The organism is Mycolicibacter sp. MU0102 (genome assembly GCF_963378105.1).
Lineage (GTDB): Bacteria > Actinomycetota > Actinomycetes > Mycobacteriales > Mycobacteriaceae > Mycobacterium > Mycobacterium holstebronense.
Window position 1 is genome coordinate 1,035,984 of sequence record NZ_OY726398.1, and the last position, 12,806, is coordinate 1,048,789.

Sequence of the window (12,806 nt, forward strand, 5' to 3'; positions counted from 1 at the left end):
GCTACGACCAGCTGGGCAGCCAGATCTCCATGTTCCAGGTCGCGGGGGAGATCGGCACCCCGGTCAGAATCGGATACAGCCAGGCGAAGTTGGTCAGCACCAGCGCCACGTAGCTTGCCACCGCAAGCAGCCCGAGCGCCCAGCGCTCCTCGGTACGGGTTCTGCCGTCGTTGATGATGTCGACACAGATCAGGGCAAGCAGCATCGCCAAGAACGGAGCCATCGGCACCGCGTAGAAGAAGTACATCTGCCGCCCGATGTCGGCGAACCACGGCAGCCAGCCCGCGCAGTAGCCCACCAGCGCCGCGGCGTAGCGCCAGTCGTGGCGCACCAGGCTGCGCCACAACGCGTAGCCCAGCACCGGCACGGCCAGCCACCACATCGCCGGCGTGCCCACCAGCATCACCGCCTTGACGCAGGACTGTGCTCCGCAGCCGGGAACGTCGTGCTGGTCGATCGCGTAGAGCACTGGGCGCAGCGACATCGGCCACGTCCACGGCTTGGACTCCCACGGGTGGTGATTTCCGGCGGCATTCGTCAGTCCGGCATGGAAGTGATACGCCTGATAGGTGTAGTGCCACAACGAGCGCAGCGCGTCGGGAATCGGGAAACGACTCTCGAATCCGATCGACTGGCCGACCTCGTGGCGGTCCACGCCGGTCTCGGAAGCGAACCACGGAGCATACGACGCCAGGTACACGCCGAACGGGATGAGCACCATCGCGTACACGGTGGGGACGACGTCGCGGCGCAGCGTCCCCAACCACGGCCGGCGCACCCGGTACTGCCGGCGGGCGGCCACGTCGAATGCCAGCGACATCGCGCCGAAGAACACCACGAAGTACAGGCCGGACCACTTGGTGGCGCACGCCAAGCCGAGCAGCACCCCGGCGCCGAAACGCCACCAACGCACGCCCAGGCGAGGGCCCCAGGGGGTCGCGCCGCAGCGCCCGTCGGTCAGCACGGTGTGCATGCGCATTCGCACCTGGTCGCGATCGACGATCAATGCCCCGAACGCGGCCACCACGAAAAACGTCAGGAAGCCGTCCAACAGCGCCGTGCGCGCCGCGACGAAACTGACCCCGTCGCCCACCAGCAGCAGCCCGGCGATCCCGCCGGCCAGCGTCGAGCGGGTCATGCGCCGCACGATCCGCACCAGCAGCGCGATCGCCAGCACGCCGAGCAGCGCGCTGGTGAACCGCCAGCCCAGCCCGTTGTAGCCGAACAGCGCCTCACCGAAAGCGATCAGCTGCTTGCCCACCGGCGGGTGCACCACCAGGCCGTAGCCGGGATTGTCCTCGACGCCGTGGTTGTGCAGCATCTGCCAGGCCTGTGGCGCGTAGTGCTTCTCGTCGAAGATCGGCGTGCCGGCGTCGGTCGGGGTGTACAGGTTCGAAAAACGGGTCACCGCGGCCAGCAGCGTCACCGCCGCGGTGACGGCCCAGCCCCGGACTCGGTCGGTCGGGCCGAAATCGGCGACCGGCACCAGCAGCCCCGGGCTGATCACCGGAGCAGTGCGCTCCGGCGCGGCCGCGAGCCTGGTAGCGGTCGGAGCGCTCATTCCGACGATCGTAGGCTGTGCGCCATGCCCGATGGTCGATTGCTGCTGGGTGCCACCCCGTTGGGCCAGCCCGGTGACGCGTCGTCGCGGCTGGTCGAAGCGCTGAGCACCGCCGACATAGTGGCCGCCGAGGACACCCGACGGGTGCGGACGCTGGCCAAGTCCCTCGATGTGCAGATCGCCGGCCGGGTGGTCAGTCTGTTCGACGCCAACGAGGCGACGCGGGTGCCGACGCTGCTTGCCGAGATCGAGGCCGGGGCCACCGTGCTGGTGGTCAGCGACGCCGGGATGCCGCTGATCAGCGACCCGGGCCACCGCCTGGTGTCCGCCTGCGCCGAGGCCGGGCTGGCGGTGACCTGCCTGCCCGGGCCGTCGGCGGTGACGACCGCCCTGGCACTGTCCGGGCTGGCCTCGGAACGGTTCTGCTTCGAGGGCTTCGCGCCCCGCAAGCAGGCGGCGAGACGGGCGTGGCTTGCCTCGCTGGCCGACGAACGGCGTACGTGCGTGTTCTTCGAGTCGCGGCGGCGGTTGGCCGACTGCCTGCGTGACGCGGTCGACGAACTCGGCGGGGACCGTCGCGCGGTGGTCTGCCGGGAGCTGACCAAGACCCACGAAGAGGTGCTGCGTGGGACGCTGGCCGAGCTGGCCGACTGGGCCGTCGACGGCGTGCTGGGGGAGATCACCGTGGTATTGGCGGGGGCGATCCCGCGTGCCGACCTGGCGACGTTGGTGGCCGAGGTGAACAGGCTGGCGGGCGAGGGCATGCGGGTCAAGGACGCCTGCGCGCAGGTGATCGCCGACGTGCCCGCCGCGGTGTCGCGACGCGAGCTTTACGACGCGGTGCTGCGTTCCCGGGAATGACCATCGGCGACGATCGGAGCGGCCTTGTGCAGACACTCCTGCCACTCGGCGTCGACGTCGGAGTCCGCGGTGATCCCGCCGCCGACCCCCAGCACCGCGCCGCCGGTGGCGTCGAACTCTACGGTGCGGATCGCGACGTTGAGTTCGCAGCCGGCCATCGGTGACGCCAACCCCACCGTGCCGCAGTAGGTGCCGCGCCGCGACGATTCCCACTGCGAAAGTAATTGGCGGGCACGGTGTTTGGGGGTTCCTGTCACCGACGCGGGCGGGAAGGTGGCATCTAGCAACTCCGCCATGGCCAGCTGCTCGGGCACTCGGGCCGAGACTGTGGACACCAGATGCCACACACCCGGGGCGGGCCGCACCGCCAAGAGTTCGGGCACGGTGACCGTGCCGGTGATCGCCACGCGGCCCAGGTCGTTGCGGACCAGGTCCACGATCATGATGTTCTCCGCGACGTCCTTGGTCGACGCACGCAGCGCCGACGGGCGGGCATACAGCGGCAGGGTGCCTTTGATCGGGCTGGAGTCCACCACCTGACCGCGACGGCGCAGGAACAGCTCCGGTGACAGCGAGGCCACCGCGCCCCAGCCGCCCGCCACGTAGGCGGCACGGGCCGGGCCGGTGCGCGCCACCGCGTCGGCGAAGAAGTCCAGCGGGGCTCCGGTGACGGTTCCGGTAAACCGGGTGCACACGCAGGCCTGATACACCTCGCCGGACCGGATGGCCTCGAGGCAGGCCAGCACTCCGGAACGGTGCGCTTGACGGTCCGGGGTCTCCCAGTAGATGCGGCATCCGCGGGCCGGGGCGGGAATCGTCAGCGCCTCGGCCAGCCAGCTCGGCATGGCCGCGCCGGACAGGCTTTCGAACCACCACTGTCCCGCTTCGTCCTGACGCAGCACGCAGTCGGTCCAGCCGCCGGCAGCCTCCGGGATGCGAGGCCCCAGGCCGTCGGCGCCGGCATCGGGGTAGGACAGATAGCCGATCCAGCCGCCACCCACCACGCCGGACTGCGCACCAGGGGCGGGCCCATTCGGCACGTCAAACACCTCGCCGGGGCGGACCGGCTCGACGGCCACGCTGGGCGCGATCACCGCTGGCGACCCGAACCACTCGCCGGTCAAAGCGGCCGGCGACGGCAGCCCATGCCGGTCGGTGGCAACGCCGACCCGACGCAGCACCTCCGGTGCCGCTCCCAAATCGCCGAGCCGCTCGATCCGCACGGCACTAGCTTGTCAGACGTCCGCGCCTCGGGTGATCTCGCGGGCGGCCGCCAACGCCGCCAGCTTGTCCGGGTTGCGCATCGCGTAGAAGTTCGTGATCAGCCCGTCGACGATCTCGAAGGTGAACACGCCCTCCAGGCGGTCGCTGCTGTAGAGCAGCACCGCGGGTGCGGAGTTGCAGACACCGATGTCCACCCGGACGTCGGGCATGCGCGCTCCCTGCTGCAGCAGCCCGATGACCGTGCGGGCGACCTTGTCGGCGCCGACGATGGGCCGCCGCGCCGCGCTGGCCTTGCCGCCGCTGTCGGCGGTCCACACCACGTCGGGTGCCAGCATCGACAGCACGGTGGTGATGTCGCCGCCCGCCGCCGCGGTCATGAACTCCGCGGTCACCCGCGCGCTCTCCTCCGGGTCTATCGGGGCGTAGCGCGGGCGCCGGGCCTGCACGTGGTTGCGGGCCCGGTGCGCGACCTGACGGGCCGCGGCCGCGGATTTGCCGACCGCGGCCGCGATCTCGTCGTAGTCGAAACCGAACACTTCGCGCAGCACGAACACCGCGCGCTCCTCGGGACGCAGCGTCTCCAGCACCACCAGCATGGCCATCGAGACCGATTCGGCCAGTACGACATCGGCCGAGGGATCGTGCTCGGTGAGCAGCAGCGGCTCGGGCAGCCACGGTCCGACGTACTCCTCGCGGCGTCGAGCGCCGGCCCGCAGTGCGTTGAGTGCCTGTCGGGTGACCAGGCTGGCCAGGTAAGCCTTGACGTCGCGGACCTCGGCCAGGTCCACCTCGGCCCAGCGCAGGTAGCTGTCTTGCAAGACGTCGTCGGATTCGGTTGCCGAGCCCAGGATCTCGTAGGCGATCGTGAACAGCAGCGGCCGGAGCTCGGTGAACCGTTCGGCGTGTTCGCTTCTCACACCGCAGCCCCCCGTTCCGATTGGCCCTGTGCGACCTGGGCCGCCCGGGCGCCGGCCTTCATCCAACGGTACGAGCCCGGCTTGGCCGCCTCGCCCCGAATCCACTTCACCGTGTACTTGCAGATCGACTCCTTGACCACGGCGCCAAGCCGGCCGCCGACGAACGCCTTGATCGGAGTGTCGTCGCGGCGCGACAACTGCACGGTCGCCGCATCGCGCCCCACACTGATGCACTGGGCGGCGAACGCCTGGTCCACTGCGACCGGTGAGGTGCCGGCGATGCGAGCCAACACGGTGTTGGCGGCCTGGGCGCCCAGCGGCAGGGCGGCCTGGCAGCTCATCCGCAGCGGCTGGCCCGAGGGGGCGACGGCATCCCCGGCCGCCATGATCCACGGGTTGTCGACACTGGTCAGGGTTTCGTCGGTGAGCAGCCGTCCCAACGCGTCGGTGGCCAGTCCACTGGCCGCGGCCAGGTCCGGCACGCCGAAGCCCGCCGTCCAGACCGTCACCGCGCTGGGCAGCACGGTGCCATCACGCAGCACCAGAGCGTCGGCGCGCACTTCGGCGACGACCGCCTCGCGCACGTCGACACCCAGCTTGCGCAGTGCCTTGGCCACCGATCGCCGGCCCGCCGCGTGCAGTGACGGTCCGAGCATCTCGCCGCAGACCAGGGTCACCGGCCGACCTTGGCCGGCCAGTTCGGAGGCCGCTTCGATTCCGGTCAGTCCACCGCCCACCACGGTCACCGGGGCATCCGGCGCCACCGCGGTGAGGCGGGCCAGCAGCCGGGTCGCATGCTCCAATTCGCTGATCGAGTAGGCGAATTCGGCGGCACCGGGAACCGCCGGGGTGATCGCCCCGGTGCTGCCCACCGCGTAGATGAGGAAGTCGTAGCGCAGGACGGTGCCCGATGCCAGCTGGATGCGCCGGTCGGCGGCGTCGATCCGGGTAGCCGAGTCGACCAGCAGCCGGACTCCGTCGCCGAGCAGCTCTGGGTAGTCGATGGTGGCCGTCCCGGTGCCGGCGACGTACTGGTGCAACCGGATCCGCTCGACGAATGCCGGGCGCGGGTTGACCAGGGTGATGTCGACGTCCGGGTGCTGGCGCAGCCGGTTGGCGGCCAGGGTGCCGGCGTAGCCGCCGCCGATGATGACGACTTGGATGCGGGTCATGAGGTGCTCCTGTCTCCTAAGGGGTTATGCCCTCAAGACACCGCGCGCCCGTCAGATGTGACAGCTTGTGGCCCAGATCACTGGCGCGTCTTCGCGCTCAGGGTTGATAGCGCGGAAACACCCCGGACGGCGCCGGCAGCGTCAGGCCCGGCGTCAGGCGCTCGGGCATGGCGGTGAACATCCGCTGCTCGCTGGTCTGGCCCAGCAGGTCCAGCAGTTTGCCTGCCGATTCGGGCATCACCGGTTGCACCAGTAGCGCGGCGATCCGGACCGCCTCCAGCGTGGTGTACAGAACGGTGCCGAAGCGGGCCTGATCGGCCGCGGACTCGCTCTTGGCCAGCTTCCACGGCTCGTTGGCCGAGAAGTACCGGTTGGCGGCGCCCAGCATCTGCCAGATCGCCTCCAGGCCCAGGTGCATGGACTGCGTGCCGAACGCCGACCGCATCTTCTCCAGCAGCGCATCGGCCTGTGCCAGCAGTTCCTCGCCGTCGGCGGCCTGGGCGGTCGGCTCGGGCACCACCCCGTCGAGGTTCTTGGCCACCATCGACAGCGAGCGCTGCGCCAGGTTGCCCAGCTCGTTGGCCAAATCGGCGTTGACCCGGCCGATCATCGCCTCGTCGGAGATGCTGCCGTCCTGGCCGAACGGGATCTCGCGCAGCAGGAAGAAGCGCACCTGATCCACGCCGTACTTGTCGACGAACTCGACCGGGTCGATCACGTTGCCCACCGACTTGCTCATCTTCTCGCCGCTGTTGAGCAGGAAGCCGTGCGCGAACACTCTGCGCGGCAGCTCGATTCCGGCCGACATCAGGAAAGCGGGCCAGTACACCGTGTGGAACCGGATGATGTCCTTGCCGATCATGTGCAGATCGGCGGGCCAGTATCGGCGGAACGATTCCGAGTCGGTGTCGGGGTAGCCGACCCCGGTCAGGTAGTTGGTCAGCGCGTCCACCCAGACGTACATGACGTGGTCGGGGTGTCCGGGCACCGGCACGCCCCAGTCGAACGAGGTGCGCGAGATCGACAGGTCCCGCAGCCCGCCGGAAACGAAGCTGACCACCTCGTTGCGGCGCACGTCGGGGGCGATGAAGTCCGGATTCGCCTCGTAGTGCGCCAGCAGCCGGTCGGCATAGGCCGAGAGCCGGAAGAAGAAGGTCTGCTCCTCGGTCCAGGTGACCGGCGCCCCGGTCTCGTTCGCGACTCGTGCACCGCCCTCAGTGAGCCGGGTCTCGCCCTCGGTGAAGAACCGCTCGTCGCGCACCGAGTACCAGCCTGAGTAGGCGTCGAGGTAGATGTCGCCGGCGTCGACCATGCGCTGCCAGATGGCTTTGGACGCCTCCAGGTGATCGGCGTCGGTGGTGCGGATGAACCGGTCGAAGGAGATGTTGAGCTTCTCCTGCAGCCGCTGGAACACATCGGAGTTGCGCCGCGCCAGATCCGCGGTCGGGATGCCCTCGGCGGCGGCGGTCTCGGCCATCTTCAGCCCGTGCTCGTCGGTGCCGGTCAGGTACCGCACGTCGAACCCGTCGAGCCGGTGGAACCGGGCGATCGCGTCGGTGGCGATGTACTCGTAGGCGTGGCCGATGTGCGGGTCACCGTTGGGGTAGGTGATCGCGGTGGTGACGTAGAAAGGCTTCATCACCGTTCACCCTATTGTGTGCGGGTGAGCTCGAAACGATCAGCCAAAACTCCGCCGCCCGCACCGCAGGAGCTCAGTCCGCTGGTCGACGCCCACACCCACCTCGACGCGTGCGGGGGCTCCGACGCCGCGTCGGTGCGAGCGATCATGGACCGGGCCGCCGCGGTCGGGGTGCAGGCGGCGGTGACCGTGGCCGACGACCTGGCGTCGGCTCGCTGGGTGACCCAGGCCGCCGACGCCGACGATCGGGTCTATGCGGCGGTCGCGCTGCATCCGACCCGGGCAGGCACCCTGACCGAGGCGGCCCGCACCGAGATCGAGGCGCTGGTCGCCCACCCGCGGGTGGTGGCGGTCGGGGAGACCGGCATGGACCTGTATTGGCCCGGGCGCTTAGAGGGCTGCGCGGACCCGCAGACCCAGCGCGAGGCCTTCGCCTGGCACATCGACCTGGCCAAACGCACGGGCAAACCGCTGATGATCCACAACCGCGACGCCGACACCGCTGTGCTCGATGTGCTGCGCGCCGAAGGCGCCCCCGAGACGGTGATCTTCCACTGTTTCTCGTCGGGCCCGGAGATGGCTCACACCTGCATCGACGCCGGCTGGATATTGAGTCTGTCCGGCACGGTCAGCTTCAAAAACGCCCGTGACCTGCGGGAAGCAGCGGCATTGATTCCGGATACGCAGTTGCTGGTGGAGACCGACGCGCCGTTTTTGACTCCGCATCCGTACCGCGGTTCACCGAACGAGCCCTATTGTCTGCCATACACTGTCAGAGCGCTGGCTGAGCTGTTGGGCAGATCGGCAGTCGAGCTGGCGCAGGTCACGAATCGCAACGCCCGGCGGGTGTATGGGCTGGGCTGAAGGTCGAGCAGGTCACATTTGGTTGCCGACCGCGTGTCAGGTTCGTTACCGTTCCGTTATCGAACCTGGGGGGCAGAGCCGCTGCCCCTTTGCTGTGTCTTCGACGTCGTGAGGTTTTCTGACTTGAACGCTTTGACCAGGCTGCATCAGGCGCCATCGCCGATGCTGCGGCTTCTGGTCGGCGCTTTGTTGCTGGTGCTGACCTTTGCCGGCGGCTTCGCGGTCGCCAGTGCCAAGACCGTGACGCTGGACGTTGACGGAACCCCGATCACCGTCACCACCATGCGGTCGCGGGTGATCGACGTCGTCTCCGAGAACGGTTTCGACCTCGGCGAGCGCGACGATGTGAGTCCCGCCCGCAACGCGCACGTGCACGATTCCGACACGATCATGGTCCGTCGCGGCCGGCCCCTGCAGGTGTCGCTGGACGGGCGCGAGCCTCAGCAGGTGTGGACGACGGCGCTCTCGGTGGACGAGGCGCTGGCCCAGCTCTCGATGACCGACACCGCCCCCGCTGCAGCGTCGCGCGGCAGCCGCGTCCCGCTGGCCGGTATGGCGCTGCCGGTCGTCAGCGCCAAGACCGTCACGATCGACGACGGCGGAGTGGTGCGCACCGTGCACCTGGCCGCGCCCAATGTCGCCGAACTGCTGGCCGCCGACGGCGCCCCGCTGGAGCAGGCCGACAAGGTCATCCCGGCGGCATCGACCCCGGTCACCGAGGGCATGGCGATCCAGGTGACGCGGATTCGGGTCAAGCAGGTCACCGAGCGGGTGCCGCTGCCCCCACCGGCCCGTCGCATCGAAGACCCGACCATGAATGTCAGCCGGCAGGTCGTCGAGGACCCGGGCACCCCGGGCACCCAGGACGTGACCTACTCGGTGGCGACCGTCAACGGCGCCGAGACCGGCCGCCTGCCGGTCGCCAACGCAGTGGTGGACCCGGCCCGCGACTCGGTACTGCGGGTCGGCGCCAAGCCCGGCACCGAGGTTCCGCCGTCGGTGTACGGAGCGGCCTGGGACCGCATCGCCAACTGTGAGTCGCACGGAAACTGGGCGATCAACACCGGCAACGGCTTCTACGGCGGCGTGCAGTTCGACTACGGCACGTGGGTGGCCAACGGCGGTCTGAAGTACGCGCCGCGCGCAGATATGGCTACCCGCGAAGAGCAGATCGCGATCGCGGAGGTCACCCAGGCACGCCAAGGCTGGGGCGCCTGGCCAGTGTGCAGCGGGAGGCGCTGACCATCGGGCTACTCGGGGCCGGTGACATCAGGGCCCTGGCAAACGAACTCGACCTGCGGCCCCGGAAATCGCTGGGGCAGAACTTCGTCCACGACGCAAACACTGTGCGCCGGATTGTGGACGGCGCCGGTATCACCGCCGACGACCATGTCCTCGAGGTCGGTCCTGGACTGGGCTCGTTGACCCTGGCGTTGCTCGAACACGGCCCGACGGTGATCGCCGTCGAGAAGGATCCGGTGCTGGCCGCCCGATTACCGCAGACCATCGCCGAACACGCACCCGCTGACGCGGCCCGGCTCGAGGTACTCGGCGCCGATGTCTTGACCCTGCGTCGCGACCAGGTGTCGACCGCGCCCACGGCGGTGGTGGCGAATCTGCCCTATAACGTGGCGGTTCCGGCGTTGCTGCACCTGCTGTCGGAGTTCGACTCCATCCGCACTGTGACGGTCATGGTGCAGTTGGAGGTGGCCGAGCGACTGGCCGCCGATCCGGGCGGCAAGGACTACGGGGTGCCCAGCGCCAAGGCGAGGTTCTTTGGTGCGGTGCGCCGTTGCGGCACGGTGCCGCCCAGCGTGTTCTGGCCGGTGCCGCGGGTGAATTCCGGACTGGTGCGTATCGACCGGTACGACGCCGCGCCGTGGCCGGTCGATGATGCATTTCGTCGACAGGTCTTCACCCTGATCGACGTCGCGTTTGCCCAGCGCCGCAAGACTATTCGCAACGCATTCGCCGACTGGGCAGGATCGGGAGCGCGGTCCGCCGAGCTGTTGGAGGCTGCGGGCATCGATCCGATGAGTCGCGGCGAGACACTGGCGATCGACGATTTCGTGCGCCTGCTTCAGGTCTCGACAGGCTTGGGCGGCCCTGCATGCGACAGCAGTGCGCGGGACAACTCCTCGACGAAGTCGGCGCAGGACTCGTAGCGGCGCGCCGGAAACTTCGCCAGCGCGCGCTGCACCACCACGTCGGCGGCTCGCGCCGCCGGACCGAGCGTGTCGGACAGGGGCGGCGGTAGTAGCCGCAGGTGCGCATCGGCCAGATCGGCTGCGCACTGAGCGGGGAAGGGCGGCGCTCCGGTGAGCAGTTCGACCGCTGTGCAGGCCAGAGCGTATTCGTCGGTGGCCGCCGACGGGGCCTTGCCCTGCAGGATCTCCGGCGCGGTGTAGGGCAACGAGACCTCGGGGTTTTCGGAACTCCGGGCCCGGTGCCACACGTCTTCGACGACGGCGTGGGCCGCCCCGAAATCGATCAGTACCGCCCCGCCCCGGCCGAAGTCGGCATGGATCAGGATGTTGGCGGGCTTGACGTCACTGTGCACGATGCCGCGACGATGCGCGTAGTCGAGCGCACCGGCGATCTGGGTCAGCGCGGCCAGGCGGTCCTGCAGCGTGCGCAGGCCGGTCGCCTTGCCGCCGTCGACATACTGCATTGCCAACCAGAACGGCCCGTGCCGGTACACCGCGACGATGTGGGGGTGCTTGAGGGCGCTCGCGAACGCGAACTCGCGGTCCAGCCGGCCCTGCTCGGCGGGGGAGCGGTGCGACTCGTCGAGGACCTTCAATGCCACGGCTTGGCCGGGGTCGTCCCGGTGGTGGGCCAAATAGACCCCGGCGTGCCCGCCGCGGCCGATCTCGCGCTCGATCAGGTAGCCGCCGTAGTCGACGTCGGCTCCGTTCATGACCTCAGATTAGGGCGCGCACAGCTACCTCGCAGAAAACTGAGAGTAACATGATCGAATCGCTATAAATCGATGACATTTCGCTGGTGCGAGGTGATAATCGTCCCCATAACGTCACCCCGGGAGGCCGCCATGACAACTCTGTCCCATCGCAACCTGAGTTCTATCGGCGCGGTGCCTCTGACCCTGGCCGCCATTGCGGCATTGGGCGTCGCTCCCGTGGTGTCGCCGGCGCTGGCCGCGACCGCCAAGACGGTGGTCGCCGAGACCACTCTGCTGGACACCGAGTCGTGGATCATGGGCGGCAGTGGGCTGCCGATCCCGCCGCCGCAGTACCTGGCCGCCCTGACCGATCGGTTCATCTCGCCTGCGACCCCGAAGTTCGAGGGTCAGCCCACTTTCCATGTGGACGCCACCAACCCGTTGTTCACCCCGGAGGGTCTCTACCCGCTGACCGGTGTGAAGACGCTGCCGTTGGACACCTCGCTGGCCCAGGGTTCCACCATCTTGTACCAGAAGATCATGGAAGAGGTTGGCAAGGGCAATGACCTTGTCGTACTGGGGTATTCGCAGAGTGGTGTGATCAACGGGCTGGTGATGGACCAGCTGCTGGCGCTGCCCGAGGACGAGCGCCCGACCTCCGACGAGCTTTCCTTCGTGACGCTGGGCAGCCCGGCCAACCCCAACGGCGGCCTGCTGGCCCGTTTCGACGTTCCCGGGGTTCCGCTGAGCTTGCCCGCCCTCGGCGTCACGTTCAGCGGGGGTGCCCCGTCTGAGACGCCATGGGAGACAGTCAATTACATCCAGGAATACGACGGCTTCGCGGACTTCCCGAAGTACCCGCTGAACTTCCTGGCCGACATCAACGCCTTCCTGGGCATCATGTTCATCCACGGCACCTACCCGACACTGACCGACGCCCAGCTTGCGACGGCCATCGAGCTGGACACCTCCGGTGACTACACCGGCAGCAACCAGTACTTCATGATCCCCACCGACGACCTGCCGTTGCTGGCGCTGTTGCGCGGCAACGCATTCGGCGACGCGTTCGCGGACCTGGTGCAGCCGGCGCTGCGGGTGCTGATCAACCTCGGTTACGGCAACATCGAGCACGGCTGGGATCAGGGCCCGGCGGACATCTCCACCCCGTTCGGTTTGTTCCCCGACGTCAACCCGATGGACGTACTCACCGCCCTGGCCAACGGCGCCGAGCAGGGTTGGAACGACTTCATCGCCGACCTGCAGAACATCGGGTCTGGCAGCGCGACTGACCTGTTCGGCCTGGACAGCGGCGGCCCCGCGGACTTCAGCCTGCCGAGTCTGATGGATGTGGTCAACACCCTCAGCAGTGCCGCGGCCACCTTGTACGCGACCCTGCTGCCGACGGCCGACATCATCAATTCGCTGATCACCACGCTGCCGGCCTACGGCACGAGCCTGTTCTTCAACGAGCTGATGTCGGGTGACCTGGTGGGGGCGATCGGGATGCCGATGGCGGCCACCACCGGGTTGGTCACCATGGCCGGCGGGTTCGAGGTGGAGGTCCTGATGAATGCCTTCAGCTCGATCAGCGCCGACTTCTCGGCCCTGTTCTCCTGATCGGTAGGGATTCTCGGCCCGGAGCCCGGGGTACTACGGCTCCTCGGAG

Annotated in this window: 11 protein-coding genes; 5 read left to right on the forward strand and 6 right to left on the reverse strand. The window is 68.7% G+C overall.

What is annotated here, in order from left to right; translation table 11 throughout:
* Window position 1 precedes the first annotated feature (1 nt).
* The gene (locus RCP37_RS04915) at window positions 2-1,561 is read right to left on the reverse strand and encodes a dolichyl-phosphate-mannose--protein mannosyltransferase (protein WP_308485863.1); all 1,560 of its coding nucleotides are present in this window, start codon (window positions 1,559-1,561) and stop codon (window positions 2-4) included.
* Between the two features lie 24 nt (window positions 1,562-1,585).
* On the opposite strand from RCP37_RS04915, the gene rsmI reads away from it, so the two are divergent.
* Window positions 1,586-2,422: a 16S rRNA (cytidine(1402)-2'-O)-methyltransferase gene (rsmI, locus tag RCP37_RS04920; protein ID WP_308485864.1), complete on the forward strand. Its 837-nt coding sequence runs from the start codon at window positions 1,586-1,588 to the stop codon at window positions 2,420-2,422.
* Here rsmI and RCP37_RS04925 read toward each other — a convergent pair.
* The 4 genes from RCP37_RS04925 to metG all read right to left on the reverse strand — a co-directional run bounded on the left by RCP37_RS04925 (window position 2,392) and on the right by metG (window position 7,374).
* A complete protein-coding gene (locus tag RCP37_RS04925; protein ID WP_308485865.1) occupies window positions 2,392-3,645 on the reverse strand; it encodes an aminodeoxychorismate synthase component I in 1,254 nt (417 codons plus the stop codon). The two genes, rsmI and RCP37_RS04925, sit on opposite strands and share 31 nt — an antisense overlap.
* Before the next feature lie 12 nt (window positions 3,646-3,657).
* Window positions 3,658-4,563: an RNA polymerase sigma-70 factor gene (locus RCP37_RS04930; protein ID WP_308485866.1), complete on the reverse strand. Its 906-nt coding sequence runs from the start codon at window positions 4,561-4,563 to the stop codon at window positions 3,658-3,660.
* Window positions 4,560-5,735 carry an NAD(P)/FAD-dependent oxidoreductase gene (locus RCP37_RS04935; protein ID WP_308485867.1) on the reverse strand — a complete coding sequence of 392 codons (1,176 nt, stop codon included), beginning with the start codon at window positions 5,733-5,735 and terminating at the stop codon, window positions 4,560-4,562. Before RCP37_RS04935 ends, RCP37_RS04930 begins: the two co-directional genes overlap by 4 nt.
* A gap of 97 nt (window positions 5,736-5,832) precedes the next feature.
* On the reverse strand, window positions 5,833-7,374 hold the full coding sequence (gene metG, locus RCP37_RS04940; RefSeq protein ID WP_308485868.1) for a methionine--tRNA ligase: 1,542 nt from the start codon (window positions 7,372-7,374) through the stop codon (window positions 5,833-5,835).
* A gap of 18 nt (window positions 7,375-7,392) precedes the next feature.
* Between metG and RCP37_RS04945 the strand changes: the two genes are divergently transcribed.
* The 3 genes from RCP37_RS04945 (at window position 7,393) to rsmA (ending at window position 10,403) form a co-directional block, all read left to right on the forward strand.
* A complete protein-coding gene (locus RCP37_RS04945) occupies window positions 7,393-8,238 on the forward strand; it encodes a TatD family hydrolase (RefSeq protein WP_308485869.1) in 846 nt (281 codons plus the stop codon).
* 123 nt (window positions 8,239-8,361) lie between these two features.
* Complete coding sequence (locus RCP37_RS04950; protein ID WP_308485870.1) at window positions 8,362-9,480, forward strand: resuscitation-promoting factor; 1,119 nt, start codon at window positions 8,362-8,364, stop codon at window positions 9,478-9,480.
* Window positions 9,462-10,403 carry a 16S rRNA (adenine(1518)-N(6)/adenine(1519)-N(6))-dimethyltransferase RsmA gene (rsmA, locus tag RCP37_RS04955; protein ID WP_308485871.1) on the forward strand — a complete coding sequence of 314 codons (942 nt, stop codon included), beginning with the start codon at window positions 9,462-9,464 and terminating at the stop codon, window positions 10,401-10,403. Before RCP37_RS04950 ends, rsmA begins: the two co-directional genes overlap by 19 nt.
* Here the strand turns inward: rsmA and RCP37_RS04960 are convergent.
* Entirely contained in the window at window positions 10,319-11,158 is an 840-nt protein-coding gene (locus RCP37_RS04960; protein ID WP_308485872.1) for a serine/threonine-protein kinase, read from the reverse strand. The two genes, rsmA and RCP37_RS04960, sit on opposite strands and share 85 nt — an antisense overlap.
* A gap of 132 nt (window positions 11,159-11,290) precedes the next feature.
* Between RCP37_RS04960 and RCP37_RS04965 the strand changes: the two genes are divergently transcribed.
* Complete coding sequence (locus RCP37_RS04965; protein ID WP_308485873.1) at window positions 11,291-12,757, forward strand: PE-PPE domain-containing protein; 1,467 nt, start codon at window positions 11,291-11,293, stop codon at window positions 12,755-12,757.
* The last annotated feature ends 49 nt before the right edge of the window (window positions 12,758-12,806 follow it).